The organism is Chryseobacterium arachidis (assembly GCF_900129245.1).
Classification (GTDB): domain Bacteria; phylum Bacteroidota; class Bacteroidia; order Flavobacteriales; family Weeksellaceae; genus Chryseobacterium; species Chryseobacterium arachidis.
Map to the genome: position 1 here is coordinate 565,937 of NZ_FQUT01000001.1, position 19,934 is coordinate 585,870.

Annotated in this window: 21 protein-coding genes and 1 riboswitch; of the genes, 13 read left to right on the top strand and 8 right to left on the bottom strand. The window is 35.6% G+C overall.

All coding sequences use genetic code 11. From position 1 onward, the window contains the following. Window positions 1-190 precede the first annotated feature (190 nt). Both BUA89_RS02500 and ggt read right to left on the bottom strand, forming a co-directional pair. Entirely contained in the window at window positions 191-1,471 is a 1,281-nt protein-coding gene (locus tag BUA89_RS02500) for a dicarboxylate/amino acid:cation symporter (protein ID WP_072953042.1), read from the bottom strand. Window positions 1,472-1,688: 217 nt separating this feature from the next. After that, entirely contained in the window at window positions 1,689-3,374 is a 1,686-nt protein-coding gene (gene ggt, locus BUA89_RS02505; protein WP_072953043.1) for a gamma-glutamyltransferase, read from the bottom strand. Between the two features lie 91 nt (window positions 3,375-3,465). On the opposite strand from ggt, the gene BUA89_RS02510 reads away from it, so the two are divergent. The 3 genes from BUA89_RS02510 to BUA89_RS02520 all read left to right on the top strand — a co-directional run bounded on the left by BUA89_RS02510 (window position 3,466) and on the right by BUA89_RS02520 (window position 5,917). Continuing rightward, on the top strand, window positions 3,466-4,431 hold the full coding sequence (locus BUA89_RS02510) for an NAD-dependent epimerase/dehydratase family protein (protein WP_072953044.1): 966 nt from the start codon (window positions 3,466-3,468) through the stop codon (window positions 4,429-4,431). Window positions 4,432-4,514: 83 nt separating this feature from the next. After that, the gene (locus tag BUA89_RS02515; protein ID WP_072953045.1) at window positions 4,515-5,267 is read left to right on the top strand and encodes a polysaccharide deacetylase family protein; all 753 of its coding nucleotides are present in this window, start codon (window positions 4,515-4,517) and stop codon (window positions 5,265-5,267) included. A 2-nt stretch (window positions 5,268-5,269) separates the two neighbouring features. Next, window positions 5,270-5,917, top strand: a complete 648-nt coding sequence (locus BUA89_RS02520) for a hypothetical protein (RefSeq protein WP_072953046.1) — start codon at window positions 5,270-5,272, stop codon at window positions 5,915-5,917. On the opposite strand, the gene BUA89_RS02525 is transcribed toward BUA89_RS02520, so the two are convergent. Beyond that, complete coding sequence (locus BUA89_RS02525; protein WP_072953047.1) at window positions 5,914-7,119, bottom strand: metallophosphoesterase; 1,206 nt, start codon at window positions 7,117-7,119, stop codon at window positions 5,914-5,916. The two genes, BUA89_RS02520 and BUA89_RS02525, sit on opposite strands and share 4 nt — an antisense overlap. 67 nt (window positions 7,120-7,186) lie before the next feature. Continuing rightward, window positions 7,187-8,254: a 3-oxoacyl-ACP synthase III family protein gene (locus BUA89_RS02530; protein ID WP_072953048.1), complete on the bottom strand. Its 1,068-nt coding sequence runs from the start codon at window positions 8,252-8,254 to the stop codon at window positions 7,187-7,189. A 102-nt stretch (window positions 8,255-8,356) separates the two neighbouring features. On the opposite strand from BUA89_RS02530, the gene BUA89_RS02535 reads away from it, so the two are divergent. The 8 genes from BUA89_RS02535 (at window position 8,357) to BUA89_RS02570 (ending at window position 14,657) form a co-directional block, all read left to right on the top strand. Continuing rightward, complete coding sequence (locus tag BUA89_RS02535; protein WP_072953049.1) at window positions 8,357-8,926, top strand: hypothetical protein; 570 nt, start codon at window positions 8,357-8,359, stop codon at window positions 8,924-8,926. Window positions 8,927-8,929: 3 nt separating this feature from the next. After that, window positions 8,930-9,661 (top strand): bifunctional demethylmenaquinone methyltransferase/2-methoxy-6-polyprenyl-1,4-benzoquinol methylase UbiE, encoded by a 732-nt coding sequence (gene ubiE / locus BUA89_RS02540; protein ID WP_072953050.1) that lies wholly within the window; start codon window positions 8,930-8,932, stop codon window positions 9,659-9,661. A gap of 3 nt (window positions 9,662-9,664) precedes the next feature. Then, window positions 9,665-10,447 carry a type IX secretion/gliding motility protein PorT/SprT gene (porT, locus tag BUA89_RS02545; RefSeq protein ID WP_072953051.1) on the top strand — a complete coding sequence of 261 codons (783 nt, stop codon included), beginning with the start codon at window positions 9,665-9,667 and terminating at the stop codon, window positions 10,445-10,447. Window positions 10,448-10,585: 138 nt separating this feature from the next. Further along, the gene (locus BUA89_RS02550; RefSeq protein WP_072953052.1) at window positions 10,586-10,888 is read left to right on the top strand and encodes a hypothetical protein; all 303 of its coding nucleotides are present in this window, start codon (window positions 10,586-10,588) and stop codon (window positions 10,886-10,888) included. Continuing rightward, window positions 10,888-11,169, top strand: a complete 282-nt coding sequence (locus tag BUA89_RS02555) for a cell division protein ZapA (RefSeq protein ID WP_072953053.1) — start codon at window positions 10,888-10,890, stop codon at window positions 11,167-11,169. The genes BUA89_RS02550 and BUA89_RS02555 overlap by 1 nt, the downstream gene beginning before the upstream one ends. A 235-nt stretch (window positions 11,170-11,404) precedes the next feature. Next, window positions 11,405-12,973 (top strand): ribonuclease Y, encoded by a 1,569-nt coding sequence (gene rny / locus BUA89_RS02560; protein WP_072953054.1) that lies wholly within the window; start codon window positions 11,405-11,407, stop codon window positions 12,971-12,973. Between the two features lie 80 nt (window positions 12,974-13,053). Further along, window positions 13,054-14,295: an MFS transporter gene (locus BUA89_RS02565; RefSeq protein WP_072953055.1), complete on the top strand. Its 1,242-nt coding sequence runs from the start codon at window positions 13,054-13,056 to the stop codon at window positions 14,293-14,295. A gap of 170 nt (window positions 14,296-14,465) precedes the next feature. Further along, window positions 14,466-14,657, top strand: coding sequence for a hypothetical protein (locus BUA89_RS02570; RefSeq protein ID WP_072953056.1), 192 nt, complete (start codon window positions 14,466-14,468; stop codon window positions 14,655-14,657). A gap of 600 nt (window positions 14,658-15,257) precedes the next feature. Here BUA89_RS02570 and BUA89_RS02585 read toward each other — a convergent pair. The 4 genes from BUA89_RS02585 to BUA89_RS02600 all read right to left on the bottom strand — a co-directional run bounded on the left by BUA89_RS02585 (window position 15,258) and on the right by BUA89_RS02600 (window position 18,880). Continuing rightward, window positions 15,258-16,562 (bottom strand): voltage-gated chloride channel family protein, encoded by a 1,305-nt coding sequence (locus tag BUA89_RS02585; protein WP_178362419.1) that lies wholly within the window; start codon window positions 16,560-16,562, stop codon window positions 15,258-15,260. Window positions 16,563-16,593: 31 nt separating this feature from the next. Next, a riboswitch (Fluoride riboswitch) is annotated at window positions 16,594-16,661 on the bottom strand. Window positions 16,662-16,686: 25 nt separating this feature from the next. Then, window positions 16,687-17,520: a GLPGLI family protein gene (locus BUA89_RS02590; RefSeq protein WP_072953059.1), complete on the bottom strand. Its 834-nt coding sequence runs from the start codon at window positions 17,518-17,520 to the stop codon at window positions 16,687-16,689. A 21-nt stretch (window positions 17,521-17,541) separates the two neighbouring features. Continuing rightward, complete coding sequence (locus BUA89_RS02595) at window positions 17,542-18,411, bottom strand: sugar phosphate isomerase/epimerase family protein (protein ID WP_072953060.1); 870 nt, start codon at window positions 18,409-18,411, stop codon at window positions 17,542-17,544. Between the two features lies 1 nt (window position 18,412). Then, window positions 18,413-18,880: an acyl-CoA thioesterase gene (locus tag BUA89_RS02600; protein WP_072953061.1), complete on the bottom strand. Its 468-nt coding sequence runs from the start codon at window positions 18,878-18,880 to the stop codon at window positions 18,413-18,415. A 68-nt stretch (window positions 18,881-18,948) separates the two neighbouring features. Here BUA89_RS02600 and BUA89_RS02605 point away from each other — a divergent pair, with 68 nt between their 5' ends. Both BUA89_RS02605 and BUA89_RS02610 read left to right on the top strand, forming a co-directional pair. After that, window positions 18,949-19,305 carry an arsenate reductase family protein gene (locus BUA89_RS02605; protein ID WP_072953062.1) on the top strand — a complete coding sequence of 119 codons (357 nt, stop codon included), beginning with the start codon at window positions 18,949-18,951 and terminating at the stop codon, window positions 19,303-19,305. After that, on the top strand, window positions 19,305-19,748 hold the full coding sequence (locus BUA89_RS02610) for a hypothetical protein (protein WP_072953063.1): 444 nt from the start codon (window positions 19,305-19,307) through the stop codon (window positions 19,746-19,748). Before BUA89_RS02605 ends, BUA89_RS02610 begins: the two co-directional genes overlap by 1 nt. Window positions 19,749-19,934 lie beyond the last annotated feature (186 nt).

Below are 19,934 nucleotides of genomic sequence, written 5' to 3' on the forward strand. Positions count from 1 at the left end.
TTGTCATTCCGGAAGAATTTTACAAATTTATAGTAATCTGTTTATAATCTTTGCTTAGATTCTGACGAAAAAATGACGAAATCTCATCCAATCATTTGTTTAAGTGTGTACTTTTTAGGATTCGGGGCGGCAGCTTCGCTGCCGCCCCGAATCCTAAAAAGTACGGAGAACGTGGAAAAGCTAAAAAAAATTAAACCTCCAATTTTTTCTCCACTTCATTCGGATGATCCAAACAATATTGCAGTTGCGTTTTATCCAGCTGTTTTTCCCAATTTGCCACAACAACAGTTGCTACAGAATTTCCGATAACATTCGTTAGAGCACGACATTCGCTCATAAATTTATCGATTCCTAAAATCAAAGTCATTCCCGCAATAGGAATTTCGGGAACTACAGCTAAAGTTGCGGCTAATGTAACAAAACCTGCTCCGGTAACTCCGGCAGCGCCTTTTGAACTCAACATAGCAACTAAAAGAAGCATAATTTGTTTTTCAATTGGCAAATGAATATTCAAAGCCTGAGCGATAAAAAGTGAAGCTAAGGTCATATAGATATTGGTTCCGTCGAGATTAAAAGAATACCCGGTCGGAACAACCAAACCTACAATAGCTCTTGAGCAACCTGCTTTTTCAAGCTTTTCCATAATGCCCGGAAGTGCCGATTCCGATGAGCTTGTTCCCAGCACCAAAAGAAGTTCTTCCTTTAGGTAATACATTAATTTGAAGATATTAAAACCATTGTACCATGCAACTGCTCCCAGGACAAGGACAACAAACAGGGCAGAAGTGATATAAAATGTTCCGACTAAAAGGATAAGGTTTAAAACAGAATGAAGTCCGTATTTACCAATCGTGAAAGCCATGGCTCCAAACGCTCCGATGGGCGCAAGTTTCATAAGCATATGAACAATTTTGAAAACCGGAGTCGAAAGATCCTGTAAAAATTCGGTCACTTTCTGGCTTTTTTCTTTTGTTAAAACCAAAGCAACTCCCATTAAAATAGCTACTAAAAGCACCTGCAGAATATTTTCTCCAACTAATGGACTGAATAATGTTTCAGGAATAATATTCATGATAAAACCTGTCAAAGTCGTTTCATGAGCTTTTTGCTGATATTGAGAAACGTCTCCGGAGAGTGTTGCCGGATCAATATTTAAACCATGACCGGGCTGTAAAATATTTCCGACAACCAAACCGATAATTAATGCTAAAGTTGAAAATGTGAGGAAATAAATCATTGCTTTGATGGCAATTCTTCCGACTTTTTTAAGATCGGTCATGTGGGCAATTCCTAAAGTCAGTGTAATGAAAATAACCGGAGCAATGATCATTTTGACTAATTTGATGAATCCGTCGCCTAAAGGTTTCATTTTTTCGCCTAATTCCGGATAAAATTTTCCTAGTAGAATTCCTGCAATGATCGCGATAATAACCTGGAAATAAAGCTGCTGATGAATTTGTTTCTTTTTCAAAAGAATATTGATTTTTAAAAGCGGAAATTAGTAAAATTTGCTTTAAATCATGACAAATGTCATGAGAATTTTCAGCTCAGGCTGAAAGCCTGAGCTGAAAATTTATTATATCCAAATTGTTTTTCCGACAAAGAATACTTTTATGATGTACTTCACTCTGAATTTCGTTCTCAGATCTTCAGTTTGTGTTCAGAATGACAGTTTAAATAGATTTTTGTTATTCCACTGCCACAGAATCATCGCCGCGACCATCCGCAACTGCATGTATATTTCCGCTATCATCCATCAGAATCATTTCCGTTCTTCCAATCTGGTTCCATTTTTCGACTTTATAGCCTAATTTTTCCAAATCTTTAATGGTTGTTTCAGGAAAGTTCTTTTCAACAGCAACCGTTTCAGGAAGCCACTGGTGGTGAAATTTCGGAGAATTAACGGAAAGATTGGCATTTAATTTAAAATCAACAATATCAACAATCGATTGATAAACGGAAGTTGGAATTGTTGTTCCACCCGGAGTTCCGACAACCATGTACGGTTTTCCGTTTTTCAGAACAATCGTTGGAGTCATTGAAGAAAGCATTCTTTTGTTGGGCTGGATAGAATTTGCTTCTCCACCGACTGCTCCAAACATATTCGGAACGCCAGGTTTTACTGAGAAATCGTCCATTTCGTTATTTAAGAAAAATCCGGCACCCGAAACCACGACTTTACTTCCGTACAAACCATTTAAGGTGGTAGTAACGGCAGCTGCATTTCCATCTTTATCAATCACGGAAATATGCGTTGTTTGATCAGATTCTTTTGGTTGTTGTATAATTTTTCCAACTTCTGAACTTGGAGTCGCTTTATTGAAGCTGAAATTTTTCCATCTGTTTTTTAAATATTCATCAGAAATCAAATAGGATGTTTTATCCTGAATAAAATCAGGATCTCCCATGTATTCGGCTCTGTCGGCATAAGCTCTTCTTTCTGCTTCCACCATAATTTGTACTGTCTTTGTTGAATTCTGTTGATATTTTTCTAAGTTTTCATACCCTGCCATTTTTAACATTTGAGCCAGCAAAATTCCGCCGCTTGAAGGTAATGGCATAGAAACGACGTTGTTTCCTTTGTAATCAAATTCCAAGGCTTTTCTTTCGGCAACTTTGTAGTTCTTTAAGTCTTCCAGGGTGATGATTCCGTTTCCTTTTTTCATTTCAGATACCAAAAGTTCAGCAGTTTTTCCTTCGTAAAATCCTTTTAAACCATGTTTTTGAATTAATTTTAAAGTTTCTGCCAATTCTTTTTGAACTAAAATATCACCTGTTTGCCAAGGAACATTTTTAACAAAAACATTCGCTGATTGATTGTATTTCTGAAAATGATCTTTATGTGAGTTTAATAAATTTGCTTCCTGTTCGGTAATAGCAAATCCTTTTTCAGCTAAATCAATCGCAGGCTGAATCAATTGATTCATCGGAAGTCTGCAATATTTTAACGTGGCAAAAAATCCGGCAACACTTCCGGGAATTCCGACGGCTAATCTTCCGTTTTGCGAAAGATCGGTATTGGCTTTTCCGTTTTTGTCCACGTACATATCATGTGTGGCTTTTTTGGGAGCTGTTTCCCGATAATCGATCGTGAATTTTTCACCGTTATTTTTTACGCCCACCAAAAATCCGCCACCACCGATATTCCCGGCTTGAGGATAGACCACAGCTAAAGCATATTGGGTAGAGATAATAGCATCATAAGCATTTCCTCCCATTTTCAGCACTTTTGCACCAGCCTCACTTGCCAGCGGATGTGCGGAAACAACAACTCCCTTATTTCTTACTTTTACTTCTTTTATAATATTAATATCAGTGTATTGTGCTGATAGTGTGTGAGAAAATAAGATAAGTGAAACAATAATCTTTTTCATTTGCAAATTTTGTAATCGAATTTACAATTTTGTTTTAAGATAGTCTGTAAAATATTTACTTTTGCTTTCGATCAACTAATAAAAGTTTAAAATGGAATCCCACACGGAAAGAATACTTATTACAGGTGCTTTAGGACAAATCGGCACCGAACTTACGAACAGGCTTGTTGAAATCCACGGAGCAGATAATGTGGTTGCTTCAGGGTTAGACAGATGGCAAAAGGGAATTACTTCTGCAGGACATTACGAAAGAATGGACGTTACGAATACGCAACTGGTAAGACAGGTGATTAAGGATTACGAAATCACAACGGTTTATCACTTGGCTTCATTATTGTCGGGTACTTCAGAAAAGCAGCCGATTTTTGCATGGAAATTAAATCTTGAACCTCTGCTTCATTTTTGCGAGTTGGCGAAAGAGGGGCTTATTCAAAAGATCTTCTGGCCAAGTTCTATTGCGGTTTTCGGAAAAGGAATTCCAAAGGAAAATGTAGGGCAGGATGTGGTGCTAAATCCTACAACGGTTTACGGAATTTCTAAAATGGCGGGTGAAAAATGGTGCGAATATTATTTTGATAAGCATGGAGTAGACGTAAGAAGTATCCGATATCCTGGTTTGATTTCATGGAAAACTCCAGCTGGTGGAGGTACGACTGATTATGCCGTTGAGATTTTCTACGAAGCCATTGAAGAGGGTAAATACACAAGTTTCATTTCTGAAAACACAGGAATGCCGATGTTGTATATGGATGACGCGATCAATGCAACGTTGAAATTAATGGAAGCTCCGAAAGAAAGTGTAACGGTTCGTTCGTCTTATAATTTGGGTGGAATGTCTTTTACTCCAAAAGAATTAGCGGAAGAAATTAAAAAAGAAATTCCTGAATTTACGATTGATTATAAACCGGATTTCAGACAGCAGATTGCAGATTCTTGGCCTGCTTCAATTGATGATTCTGTGGCGAAAAAGGACTGGGGATTGTCTTATGATTTTGGAATTTCTGAGATGACAAAAGACATGATCAAGAATTTGAAAGTAAAATTAAATAAAAATTAATACTTAAAGTTGATATTGAATTAATTTTGTTTTTAACATCTGATTTTTAATTGATTAAAAATTTTATCTAAAATTAAGTTTAAATGGTTTTATTAACTTTTAACATCGTGAATATTGAAGCTGAATGTAAAAAAGGAGTAGAAATTTCCGATGATGAAAGATTGAAAATCACAACCGAGAATACAAAAGCGATTCTTAGAATTTTAGATATTCACGATACAAAGGCAAGTTTTTTTGTGGAGATTTCTATTGCAGAAAAACTTCAGAATTTACTAAAAGCAATTTCATCTCAAGGGCATGAAATTGCTTTTTACAATAAAAATTCCAGCCTTGAAGAAATTGAAAATGTAAAGAAATTTGTTCAGGAATTTTTAGAAAAGCAGATTAAAGGAATCCGGCAAAAAGATTTTAAACAGCCACAGGAAAGTCTGAAGTCATTGGAATTTAATTACGTTTCCAATATTGATAATGCGAATATCCTTTTTCCTTTCAAACGTCTGAAAAGAGATACACAGATTAACGAAGAGGATGGTCTGAGTGTTGTTCCGGAAAGTATTTCTCCATACAGTCAGTTGCCATACAATGATTTTGTATTCCAAATGCTGCCGACAGGTTATTATCAAAGCATGGTTTTCGAAACATTGAAGAAAGATGATTTTGTTTTGATTTATCTTAACTCTTGGCAGTTTACGGATTTTAACAAATATAAGTTTGAGGTTCCGTTTTACAGAAGATTAAATTCAGGAAAAAAAATGGAGGATAAATTAGATTCTCTCCTTAGTTGGATCAACGAGAAGGAGATGGCTACATCGCGTATGAAAGATTATATTTTTTAACTATGAAACCCACTTTAGAATTCCCCAAAACTATAAGATTTTTAAATCGAGATGAAATTCCCAATAATCCTTCAATCTTAAAAGGATGGGAAGAAAGTAAAACTGCGAATATTGTTCAAGGATATACTTTCAGGCTTAATAAAAATAATCCTGAAAACAAATCAATTGGATTTAATTTTTTTGCTGAAATAAATATTGATAATTCTGATCTTTGGAGCTTAGTTTTATCTCTGTCACAAACATTACCTGATGTTGCTGCTGTTTTATTTGGAGATATTGACTTTGATCTTAATTATGGAAATTATGAGGAGAGAGACGGAATATTAGAATTTATTAGTCAATATAAAAAAGAACTGACTCAAGATGCTTTTATCAGCTTTGGATTGATTTATAATGATGATGAAAGTCTGGTCGAAATATTTATTGACGAAAGTAAGTATATAAAATATTGGGGTATAGATGAAAATTTCTTCAGAGAAATAATGAATGATTTTGGATTAAAAGAAATCGAAAACCTTGAATTTGTAGATGAGTATCCCAAAGTTCGTGAAGTTCTAACAAGATTTGATAAAGCAGCGGTTGATTCAAAAACACTTATCGAAATATTCTCCGAAAAGTATCTAAATCAACCACTGTTTATTTTAAATTAAGCCAATTCAAAAAGCGTAATCTCCGGCAGAACACCCACTCTTCCCGGATATCCTAAAACTCCGAAACCTCTGTTTACGTATAGCATTTTTCCTTCACTTTCATATAAATCTGCCCATTTTGGATATTTATACTGAACGGGAGACCATTTTACATTTTTTAAATCCAAACCGAACTGCATTCCGTGTGTGTGACCGGAAAGTGTCAGATGAACGTCTATTGGATGTTTTTTAACTACATAATCGAAATGGGTAGGGTCGTGGCTCATTAAAATTTTTGTCGCATCTTCAGGAACTCCCTTTAAAGCATCATCTAATTTTCCGAATTGTGGGAAAGGTTTTAATCCCCAGTTTTCAACGCCTAAAATGTATATTTTTTCGCCATTTTTTTCGATTACTCTGTGTTCGTTTCTCAGCATATCAAATCCGGCTTGCTTTTCGTAATCGATCAATGTGTCAAGATTTTGCTTTTTGGCATTCAAAGAGCTCCATTCCACATAATCTGCGTAATCGTGGTTTCCAAGAACGGCAAGCTTTCCGTCTTTCGCTTTGATCTTCGAAAATAGAGGAATGAAGGGTTTGAATTCATCAGCAACATTATTCACCATATCTCCGGTAAATAACACAAGGTCTGGATTCTGGTCATTGATCAAATCAATGGCATGTTGCAGTTTGCTCGGATCAGAAAAACTTCCGCTATGAACGTCAGAAATTTGTACGATTTTATATCCTTTGAAACTTTTTGGGAGATTTTTGAAATTAATTCTCACCCTTCTTACTGTGTGACGGTATTTTCCAAACGTAATTCCGTCGATGAACAGGGCTGAAAGAACGCCTCCCAAACCTAATCCCATAATACTTAAAAATTTCCTCCTTTCCGGGAAAAAGTTCTCGGCCGGTCGGGTGAAACCAATCAAATAACTTCCGGTTCTGAAAATATCATCAATTAATAAAAACAGAACTATGAAAACTTTAGGCAAAATGAACACCAGAAACAAAGAGATCATAATTTGTGCTCTTACCATGCTTCTGTCGGCTCTACTGAAATGGTTGACTTCGTAGGCGAAAAACCCGTAAATAGCGAATGAGATAACCCAATAACCGATTCTTAGCCAAAGATTATCCGTTAAAGTTCTTATCGCCTGATAAATATAAACTTCCAAAAGAAGGAAGATCGCCGCAATGATTAAAAAATTTCTTTGCATAATTAGGTTTAAAAAAAGCACAAAGAATTATTTCCCTGTGCTTTTTTATATTTTAAATTAAATAATATTAAGGAAATCTGTACACGATAGCATTGATGTTCATTCCGGCACCTACCGAAGTCATCACAATGTTACCTTTTTCTTTAAACGTTTGACCCTCCATTTTTCCTTTAATTATCAGATCAAACATGGTAGGAATAGTTGCAACAGACGAATTTCCAAAGTCCTGGATCGTCATTGGAGAGATGGAATGGTCGTAATCTTTCACGTTATAAAGCTTGTGAAGTCTTTCGATCATGGCATAATCCATTTTAGCATTTGCCTGGTGGATCAAAATTTTGTTGATATCTTCAATAGAAAGACCTGCGTCTTCGATGGTTTCTTTTATAGCTGCCGGAACATTTTTCAGAGCATACTCGTAGATTTTTCTACCCTGCATTCTTACGAATAAACGGGTCTGGTCGGACTCTTTATTGATAGAAGGTCCGTTTGCTAAGTAATCCAACTCCGGTCCGTTGTCACAAATGGTGTTGTGAGCAATAATCCCAACATTTTCTTCGTCGGTCGCTTTTACAACCACCGCTCCGGCTCCGTCTGCAAAGATCATTCTATTTCTGTCGTGCGGATCTGTTACTCTGCTTAATGTTTCTGCACCGATTACCAAAATAGTTTTGGCCACTTTAGCTTTAATTAAATTGTCAGCCAAAATCATTGCTTCTACCCATCCCGGACATCCGAAAAGCATATCGTAAGTAACACATTTTCTGTTTCTAATGCCTAATTTATTTTTTACTCTTGCAGCCATTGTCGGCATAAAGTCAGCATATCCGTGTACAGTAACTTCTCCGAAATTACTTGCGTAAATAATATAATCTAATTCTTCCTGATCTATATTTGCGTCTGCGATAGCAATTTTTGCAGCTTCGTAACCGATTTGTGAGTTCGAAAGATCATCTTCTATAAATCTCCTGTTTTCTATTTCTGTGATTTCTACAAATTTTGAAATAGTTTCCTCAGCAGGCTTGTCAATCTTCACCCCGTCTTCTGAATAAAACTCTGAATCTAAGAAATAATCTCTTCCAATAATTCTGCTGGGAAGGTAAGATCCAGAACCAATAATGATCGTATTCGGCATTCGTTTATATGATTTTTTTAAAGATGCAAAGTTAATAATTAATATTAATAACAAAGAATTAAAAATATTATTAAATTTGCAAAAATTGTACTTTACAATCTTATGAAAAACACTCCGTCCTTAAAAGGCTTACTTATTGCAGTTGTGGCGTTTATCGTTGCCTTTGGGGTCTACTTTCTCTTTTTAGCGAAAAAGAATGCTTATGTGGTAGACAATCCTACTCCAAACACATTTTACTATAAGATAAATAACGGTTCGGAAGGAACTATCGCCGGAGGGCAAACTGTTTCTGTGGATCTTAATAAAGGAAAAAATACCATTAAGGTTTTTGATCAGAATAAAAAATTATTGTTCGATTCTGCGTTTGAAGTAAATAAAGTGCGTGGTCTTATCAATATTGCCCATCAGGATTATTATATCAATGATCAGTATTATGGATACAATCTTAAAAAAGATTCATTACTTTTGGCGCTTGATAAGACAATAATCGACGGAAAAACATATTATGGAGGAGCAAAACGCTTCAGTAAATTGTTTACAGACGATTTTTACTACAATGTGGATGAAGATTATGACAAAGTGATCAAAAACATCCAGCAGGTGGAGTCCAGATCAAAAATCTTCAGAAAGCAGGATTACCTTAATTATTATAAAGAATATTACAAGTTTTAAGTTTTGACAAAAGATATTACCAAAATTACGCCCTACAATTCTGATGCTACAAAGAAGAGCCAGGTAGAGGATATGTTCGACAATATTGCACCGAAATACGATCTGCTGAATCGTGTATTGTCTCTGAAAATTGATGTTTTATGGAGAAATACTTTGGTGAAATGGATGAAAAATGATAATCCGCAGGAAGTGCTGGATGTGGCTACAGGAACGGGAGATCTCGCAATTACGATTGAAAAGGGAACAGGTTCTAAAGTAATTGGTTTAGATTTATCGCAACAAATGTTAAATGTTGGCGTTATTAAAATAAAAAAACTTAAATTAGACGGCAAAATTTCCATGCAAAAAGGGGATGCAGAGAATTTACCTTTCGAGGACAATAGATTCGATGCTGTTTCCGTTGCATTTGGAGTAAGGAATTTTGAAAATCTTAAAAAAGGTTTAGCAGAATTAAGAAGAGTAGTTAAAGATAACAAGAGTGTTTATATACTGGAGTTTTCAAAGGTTGAGGGGTTCATGGGGCCATTGTATATGTTTTATTTCAAAAATATATTACCTGCCATCGGCAGACTGGTTTCTAAAGATAACAGGGCGTATACATACCTTCCGGATTCTGTAAATGCATTTCCTTTCGGGGAAAAGATGAAGCAAATTCTTTTAGATACAGGATTTAAAAAAGTTGAATATAAAAAACTAAGTTTAGGTATAGCCACAATTTATAAAGCAACAAAGTAACCTATGAATAAATTTTTATTAAAAGCACTGGTTTTAGCCTCAGTAAATGTTGCAGTTTTAGCAAACGCGCAATTCAGAACCCGTAACAGAATGGATAAGTTGGAAGACTTTGACGAGCAGAAATTCAGTTGGGGTTTTTATTTGAATGGTAACAGACTAGACTACCGTATCGTTTTGAATCCTAGATATGGTATGAATAATAATCAGAATCTTGTTACATCAAAAGAGAGCTACAGTTTCGGTGCGGGGTTAATCGCTAAGTGGAGACTGAACGACTTTTTGGATGTAAGATTAGAGCCAGGGTTACAATTTGGTCAGAGACAACTCACTTTCAATACACAATCGAACGACCAGTATGCTGCCGGAACTTTAACGAATGATCCTTTTATTCCGATGCCGCTAACGGAAAAAGATAGAGTAAGAGACATTAAAACAACCTTGGTAGACGTTCCTGTATTGCTGGAATTCCACGGAAACAGATGGTACAACTCAAGACCTTATGTTGCAGCGGGGGTAAACTATATGGTAAACCTTCAGTCTAATTCAGATTCTACGGACGACAACATGCAGCAGGTTTTCAGATCAACAACACATAACTTTGCATGGTCTGCAGAAATGGGAATTCAGTTTTACTTCAACAAGTTTAAGCTTACTCCGGCAGTAAGAGGTACATTTATCATGAACAACGAGATCGTGGCTGATAATGCAACTACGCCTCCATATTGGACTTCTGCCATGTCAACTTTACAGACTAGAGCAATATTTTTCGTCCTTAAATTCGAATAAGAATTGTTAAAAAAATAGAAGAAGGAGATGCATTTTGTATCTCCTTTTTTGTTTGGAACCAAAATATAGAGCGTTTTATTTTTGTTAGTATTAATATTTTGTTATTTTTGCTAATAGTTAGAATATACAAAACCTGAAATGCTTCAAGATTTAGAAAACAATTTTTCAGAATTAGAAAAAAAGATTTTAGTTTTACAAAAGAATTATAAAAATCTTACTGAAAAATTCGTAGAATTAAGTACAGAGCATGAAGAGTTGAAGAAGAAATATGATGAGGAAAGAAGAAAAGGTCAGGTATTAGCAGAAGAGCAAAAAAATATAAAACTTTATTCAGCAATATCAGGAAATCCTGAGCACAACAGATTGATGAAAAACCACATCAACCGATTGGTAAAGGAAATAGATTTCTGTATTGCACAGCTTCAAAACAGTGGATTATAATGGAGGTAAGAAGAATCACCATCAACATTGCCGGAAGAGTATATCCGCTGAATGTACCGGCGGCAGAGGAAGAAACACTGCGTAAGGTCGGGAAGCAGATTGAGAATATGATTAAAGATTTTGAACAGAATTTCGATGTGAGAGACAAACAGGATGCTTTAGCCATGTGTGCCCTGAAATTGGGAACAAATGCTGAAGTGGTGTCTATGAACTACGATAAAACAATACAATCTACCAACGAAAGATTAGCCAGTATCAATCAATCGTTGAATGAAAAATAATGGAAATAGATTTTTTTTCCAACAAACTGCCTACAATAATTCTAACACATTAAAGGTAAACTCAACGCTAAACAATTACCGAACAAATGTCCATTGAATGGCGTGCCGGTTCTCCGGATTACAGACAATGGAAATCAGTTCAAATCGTGTTGATTAGGAGTTTACTCTCAATCTCTGGATTATTGTGGGCTTTTTTATTTTATTATTTGAAGACAATTAAAACTCAATATAGATTATGACAACAGCCATTATAGTCGGCGTTATTTGCCTTGTAATTGGTGCAGTAATAGGAATCGTTTTTTCTAAAAGCTCGCTGAATACAAAGGGGAAATTTATTATAGATGATGCAAAGAAAAATGCCGAAAACCTTATAGAAAAAGCTACCGTACAAGCCGAATCCATAAAGAAAGAAAAAAACCTCCAGGCTAAAGAAAAATTTCTGGAACTGAAATCTCAGCATGATGCAGACATTCAGTCCCGTGAAAAGAAAATGCAGGAGATTGAAAAAAGGATTAAAGACAAAGAGCATAAGCTGAATGATGAGCTTAGCAAAACAGGAAAACTTGAAAAAGATCTGGATAAGCAAATCGCTGATTATGCTAAGAAAACAGAGATTTTAGAAAGAAAACAACAGGAATTAGATACTGCAACTGCGAAAAAAGTTGAAATTTTAGAAAAAATATCAAACTATTCTGCAGAAGAGGCGAAAGCTGAATTGGTGGAATCTTTAAAGGCTGAAGCAAAGACAAGGGCTCAGGCACACGTTCAGGGCATCATGGAAGAAGCTCAGCTGAATGCGAAAAGCGAAGCGAGAAAAATCGTTATCCAGACCATTCAGAGAATCGGAACGGAACAGGCTATTGAAAATTCGGTATCGGTATTCAATATCGAGTCTGATGAAGTAAAAGGTAGAATTATCGGTAGAGAGGGTAGGAATATCCGTGCCTTGGAAGCGGTTACAGGTGTAGAAATCATCGTTGATGATACTCCGGAAGCTATTCTTCTTTCATGTTTTGATCCGGTAAGAAGAGAGATCGCAAGATTATCACTTCACAGATTGGTTACAGATGGTCGAATTCACCCTGCAAGAATCGAAGAAGTTGTTGAAAAAACAAGAAAGCAAATCGAAGAGGAAATTATTGAAGTAGGAAAAAGAACAATCATTGATTTAGGAATCCACGGATTACATCCTGAATTAATCAAAATCGTAGGTAGAATGAAGTATCGTTCATCTTACGGACAAAACTTATTGCAACACTCAAGAGAGGTGGCAAATATTGCTGCAACAATGGCGGCTGAACTAGGTTTAAATGTAAAATTGGCTAAAAGAGCAGGTCTGTTACACGATATCGGTAAAGTTCCGGAGCAGGAATCTGAACTTCCTCACGCTTTATTAGGTATGCAATGGGCGGAAAAATATGGTGAAAATGCTGAAGTTGTAAACGCGATCGGAGCTCACCACGACGAAGTGGAAATGACTTCATTATTATCGCCGATCATTCAGGTTGCTGATGCAATTTCAGGAGCAAGACCGGGAGCAAGAAGACAGGTTCTTGAATCTTACATTCAAAGACTGAAAGATCTTGAATCTGCAGCATTAAGCTTTGATGGAGTTTCATCAGCGTATGCAATTCAGGCAGGTAGAGAGTTGAGAGTAATGGTAGAAAGCGGAAAAGTAAATGATGAAGTGGCTTCTCAGTTATCTTACGACATCTCGGAAAAAATCCAAAACGAATTGACGTATCCTGGGCAGGTAAAAGTAACAGTGATTAGAGAAACCAGAGCGGTGAATATTGCTAGATAATAATCGAAAAAAGATAATTTATGAAAACCTTTCAAGAAATTGAAAGGTTTTTTATTTTTAGCAAAATTTAAAAATTCAAAATGCAAGAACTTTCTTTGTCTTCAAAAGCAAGACTTATCTTCTCTATTCCTGTGATCATTGCCGCGTTAGGCTATTTTGTAGATATCTACGACCTTCTTTTATTCGGAATTGTGAGGATTCCCAGTTTAAAAGCTTTAGGTTTAAATCCTGATGTTGACGGAACCTTTATTTTGAATGCCCAAATGATTGGTTTGCTTCTTGGTGGTATTTTCTGGGGAATTTTCGGAGATAAAAAAGGGAGGCTTTCTGTTTTATTCGGATCAATCTTGGTATATTCTTTGGCAAATATTGCTTGTGGATTTTTGCCACATTTCCCCAAAGAGCATTTAGTGTATCAATATGCAGCTTTAAGGTTCATTGCGGGAATTGGGCTTGCTGGAGAGCTCGGAGCCGGAATTACCCTTGTTTCTGAAAGTCTGCCGAAGAATTTAAGAGCCATTGGGACTTCTGTTGTGGCCGGTTTTGGATTAATGGGTGCTGTTGTTGCCCAGCTAACCGTAGAATTAGCAGGAGGTTGGAATATTTCCTATATCATCGGAGGAGTTTTAGGAATTTTATTATTGTTTCTGAGAATCAGCGTTTCTGAATCCGGGATTTATAAAAATATTGAGAATAAATCTGTTTCAAAAGGAAATTTTCTTTCGTTTTTTACCAATAAAGATCGTTTAATACGCTATTTAAAATGCATCGCTGTAGGATTGCCAACTTGGTATTGCATCGGAATTTTAGCGGTTCTTGCCAATCAGTTTGCTCCCGAATTGGGAATTACGGATCTTAATCCCGGAAAAGCAATTATGTGGGCTTATGTTGGTATTTCTGTTGGTGATTTAGCGAGCGGATTTATTTCCCATCTTTTAAAATCCCGTAAAATGGCGATTTTTTATATGTTGGTTTTTACAATTATCGGCGTTGTGATTATGCTTTTTGGAAATACCAATACAGAAACGAAATATTATCTTTTCTGTGTTTGGCTTGGTTTGGGCACAGGGTATTGGGCAATGTTTGTGACGTTGGCTGCCGAGCAGTTCGGAACCAATATCAGAAATACGGCAACAACGACGGTTCCCAATATGGTTCGCGGGTTAGTTCCTGTGATTATTTTGGGTTTTGATTTCTTTAAGAATGATTTTTCGGTGATTTTGAGTGCAGCAATCGTAGGAATCATCGTGTTTGGATTGGCTTTTTACTCAGCTTTAACGGTTTCCGAAACGCACGACAAAGACCTTGAATTTACAGAATAATTACAACTGTTTAAGAAATATTTAAATGTATATTTTCGTTATACAGTTAATAAGTTCAACGAAACAAATAAATTATAAAATTTAATATTAAATTATGCGTTGAATAATTAATATTTGTTTAACTTTGAAAAGTAACTAAAACTGAATTATAATCTCAAAACCAAAATCACATGCAAAATTTTTTAAAGAACGCCACAAAATTAAAAAAAGCTGATCTTAAGAACATCACAGGAGGAGCAAGCGGTACACCGGATTTATCACTTTGCGGATGCAGCTGCTCAGGATCTGTAACAGGACCAAAATATTGTATTCAGTACATTGCTTGTCCGCAGGTTTACACTTGTGATCAGTCAGCGGTTTAAAGATATTATTTCAACTGAAATAAACATTTCCACATTTAATACGCAAAAGCCTTTCGGACCTTCGGAAGGTTTTTGTAATTTATTAGACCCTGTTTGTTGTTCCGAAATTCCATTTTGGAGAGGGGCAAAATTCAAGGAATTGTAATTGAGTGATCTGATAAACTATAAATATTAAACCTTCAATTTCCATTTTTTGGAGCTTTTCTCGCTTTCCGCACTCGCTATTTTTATGATTCGGCGCGGCAGCAAAGCTGCCGCGCCGAATCATAAAAAATGAGCTCAAACAAATGCTCCAATCGAGGCTAAGATGGCAGACATTCTCAGAGCTTTAGCTCAATTTAAGAATAAACAGGGCTCCAGCACTCACAATAACCAAAAGAAAACGGCCAAGGCCAAAGGTTTCAAGCCTATTGTTTTCAAAGTCGGAATAGACAGGATAGAACCAATAAAAAAAAACAAAATCAGATCTTTAAGATTCAGAATTTTATTGGCTAAAGAATTATTAGTTTTTTGCTAGCAAAACAATGAAATTATTTTTGATTGTAGTAAAATTACAGCATTAATTGTAATCAACTATCAACCGACAACTATCCAACAATCCTACAAATCAGAGAAACTTTTATCATTCAGATATTCAAATCTAGGGGTTTTCGCTTCACCAATTTTCTGTTTGGTATAAATGCTGTTATTGCCTGAAAATAAATAAGAGACAACACAGGCAATCGCCACATAAATACCACATTCAGCTCCAAACAATTCAATTCCCATCAGTATACAGGCGAGTGGTGTGTTGGTTGCTCCCGCAAAAACTGCGACAAATCCCATTCCTGCCAATAAACCAAAGGGAAGCGGAATAAATAGCGATAAAGCACTTCCCAAAGTCGCTCCGATAAAGAATAATGGCGTTACTTCACCGCCTTTGAAACTTGCAGAAAGTGTAACAATCGTAAAGATCATTTTTAACGCAAAATCATATAAGGGAAGTTGTTTTTCAAAAGATTCAATGATGGTTGGAATTCCCAGACCGATATATCTTGTTGTTCCCATTGCAAAAACTGCGACAGCAACAATGATTCCGCCGATAACTGGGCGAAGTGGGGGATATTTAATTTTAGATTTAAAAACAGAACTAGCAAAATGCATGGCTTTACTGAAAGTTGCCGCACAAATTCCAAAAGCAATTCCCGCTATAACAGCGTATAAAATCGGTAGAAATTCCAATTTTGGAATAAAATCGATATGATAATGCGTATGTTTTGCCTTCCAAAGATTTGTCGCCCAATCTGCTAAAATTGCTGATGAGAAAGCTGGAAAGATCGCATTATAACGAATTTTTCCGATCAGGAAAACTTCAAGTCCGAAAACCGCTCCCGCTAATGGTGTTCCGAAAACCGAACCAAAACCTGCGGCAATTGCTGAAATCAGCAGAATTTTTCTGTCATTTTGATTAAGCTTAAAAATTTTGGTCAGTTGATCCGAAATAGCACCCGCCATCTGAAGCGCGGTTCCTTCACGTCCTGCAGAACCTCCGAAAAAATGTGTAACAATAGTTCCTAAATAGACGAACGGAGCCATTTTGAAGGGAATAATTTCTTTCGGCTCATGAATATTCTCAAGCAGTAAATTGTTTCCGGCTTCTACATCTTTTCCGAAATAATAATATAAAAGTCCGACAAAAAAACCTCCCAAAGGAAGAAACGCAATCAGCCAGATATGATTTTCCCTAAAATCTGTGGCCCATTGCAATGAGCTTAAAAATCCTGCAGAAGCGCTTCCCACTAATGCACCGATGATGAGACTGATGCAAAGCCATTTAAAAATATAGGGCAAAGCCGGAAATCTTCTGAAGAAAAATCTTGTATGGAATTTTATTGTATTGCTGAATGTTCGTTGACGTTTAGACATAATTTTCCTGATCAAATTACTGTTAATAATCTTTTAATCAGGCGTCATCAGCTTTTTTAAGGCGGTTGGGTAAGGAAGAACACCATTTCCTTTTATAGCACAAAGATAAATATTATTTTTAATTTCAATAATGAATGGCTTTGTCAATTTCAATAGGGTTATTATATTTTTTTATAATTTGCTGCATGCTTTTTACCTGTGCATTGAGTTCATCAAGGGTACGGATCTCTTTTCCTCCGATATTAATATTTAAATTGTTGTTTGAGGTGTTGAAATTGGTTCTCTCAAACGAAAAAGGGTCATTATAAAACTCTAATGCAAGCTTTTGCTTCTGTTTCTCATTGATCGGAATTGCTTTATTTCCGAAATTGGATTCAACGAAATCCTCTGTGGAATAAATACGAGGCAGTTCCTGACTTTTAATAAGATTATAAATGAAATTTTTCTTTGTATCGTAAATTTCGAAAACTAAACCCGGAAGTCCGGAGAATTTGAAAGGTCCTTCGTTAAAAGGAATATTTTTATTAAACCAGGCTACCCAATTTCTTCCGCCAAACTTTGCAGTCGCTTTTTGCAGCGTATATTGCTGGACTTGTTTAGTTTCACCAGAGATATTCCAGTTTATTTTGTCGTTGGTTTTGAATGAATAATACCCAAATTTTATGTTAATAAAATTTTCATTTTCAGTAGTATTTGTTTTTCTCTTTACAATTTGCCCGGTCATATCAACATGCTTATTGTTCATATTTCCAAACTTTTTATTCAGGGAATCAGCGATAAGCAGATTTTTGCCGTAAAATTTTACCTCTTTGGAATTAATGTCCAGGATCATATTGAATTTCTGATAATCCGCTTCGGTAGAATCCATTTTCAACTGAAGTTCGTAAATAAACCGGTGAGTTTGTGAATTCAGAGAAATTATCATGAACAAACAAATAAGTTGCGAAATTTTTTTCATAATCATATTTTGGATCAAATTTTATCTAAAATAAGAGTGTTCAAGAATATAATTTTTACTTATTGTAATGCTTTCAAACATATCCTTATTACTCGAATCCTGCTCCAGAAACCAATATTGAAGACCTGCTTTTTCTCTTGCATCAAAAATTCTTTTAAAATCGATCGTTCCGTTTCCGATCTCGGCAAAATCCTTTGTTTCTGCTTTCATATCTTTTACATGCCACAACGGAAATCGTTTAGGATATTTTTCAAAATAAATCAAGGGATCGATTCCTGCCTTCGATATCCAGTATAAATCGAGCTCCATCTTCACCAAATCAGGTGATGAATTTTCTAAAATAAAATCATAAATATTTTTTGTTTCGTCAAACTTTTCAAACTCAAAATCATGGTTGTGATATGCGAATTGAATAGCAGCTTTTTTTGTAATTTCTCCCGATTTACCTAATAATTCCGGAAGCTTTTTATAATTTTCAATCGTTCGTTCTTCGGGAAAAAGATAAGAACAGACCATATATTTTGTGCCGATAAAATGTAGATCTTCGACGGATTTTTCCCAATTGTTTAATAAAGTTCCTTTATCTTGATGAAGAATTCCTGTGGTATGGTGAGAGCTGATGACTTTTAACCCTGTATTTTTTAAAATTGCCTGAAATTCATTCCGGCTCTTTCCGAAAAAAGTTCCGTTGTATCCGTAGATTTCAAGTTCAGTAAAACCTAAAGCGGACAATTTTTCCAATGTTTTTTCAATGTTTTCGGAGATTGCGTCCCGAACGGTGTATAATTGAATACCCAATGTTTTCTTATTGTTTTTAAGATTAGAAATTCCGCAGGAATACAAGCCTAAAAATCCCAGCGAAGAAAGTTTAAGAAATTCTTTTCGGCGCATGCTACAGGAATGGTTTCATTTCGTCTTCGATCTGCGTTCTCAGCTCCATCAGGCGTTTTGCGTACTGTTCCTGCTGTTTTTCCTCTTCGGTTTCCGGGATCCATTTTGGAACGGGAAGTTTTTTACCATTTTCGTCAACGGCAACAAAAACAATGATACAGTGTGTTTTCTTATCAAAATTCGGCTGTTTAAGATTTCTTGAAAAAACATTAATCGAAATATGCATGCTTGAAGAACCTGTGTAGATAACCTGCGCTTCCACTTTTACGATTTCGCCGATTTTAATGGGTTCATAAAAACGTATTCCGCCAACATAAACGGTTACAGAATAATTTCCGCTCCAGGTTGTTGCACACGCATAACCTGCCTGATCGATCCATTTCATAACACTTCCGCCATGTACATTTCCACCGTAGTTGACATCTGAAGGCTCTGAAATGAACTGAAAAGTAATAGGTTTGTTCTCCATCGATTTTAAAATTTGAATAAAGGTATTTATAATTTTTAAAAGTTTAGATTAAATCTTAATTTTGAACTATGAAAAAAGTATTCTATTTAAATACCTGCGATACCTGCAGAAAAATTTTAGCGCAATTCGATCTTACAGACTGGGAACTTCGTGAGATTAAAAAAGAGCCGATCACAAAAGAGGAACTGGCTGAAATGTACGAGAAAACAAAATCTTACGAAGCTTTATTCAGTAAAAAGTCAACCCAGATTAAGCTTAGAGGTTTGGATGCAAAGTCTTTGACAGAAAAGGATTTCAAAGAATTGTTATTGGATCATTATACATTTTTGAAGCGCCCTGTTTTTCTGACCGATGATAAAATTTTTGTAGGCAATGATAAGAAAAACGTGGAAGCTTTACAGGAATTTTTTGGTGTGGCTAAGTAATGGGGTTAGGCTTGGAAGTTTATTTTGTTTTTGATGTTGAAGAATCTCATCAACAATATATACAATTAAGAGAACAGTATAATTTTGATCACAGAAACGGGCTAAATCTGATAATGACAGGAGAAGATGCTTACGATGCAGGTGATGACGAAATGAGATTACTAAGACAAATCGAAAAAATTTTAGAGATAGATTTGGGAATCTTGGATTTTTGGGAAGAATATGAAGAATTTATCGAAATAGAACCTTTACGATTAAAGTTGATTGAATTGGAAACTGCACTGGTGAAAAATACTGATTTCTATAAGAAAATATGCTGGGGAAAAGATATCGAAGACAGATATCTAAAGAACAATTTTGTAATGGATGTTCGTTTTTTAATTGAAAGACTAAACCTGAATATCAAAAATGGCGCATCTAAGGTAAAATATATTTCCTACTGAAAATTGCTGAATTGAAAATGAAAACCTGTCAGACATCGAAATCTGACAGGCTTTTTATAAATCTGTATGAAAAATTACTATTCTTTTTCTGAATATTGTCCAACCCATTGATGGAGATTGCAGGCTTACTGCTTTTGCCTGAGATGATTTAAAATTAAACCTAACGGGTTTTTGAAACCCGTTAGG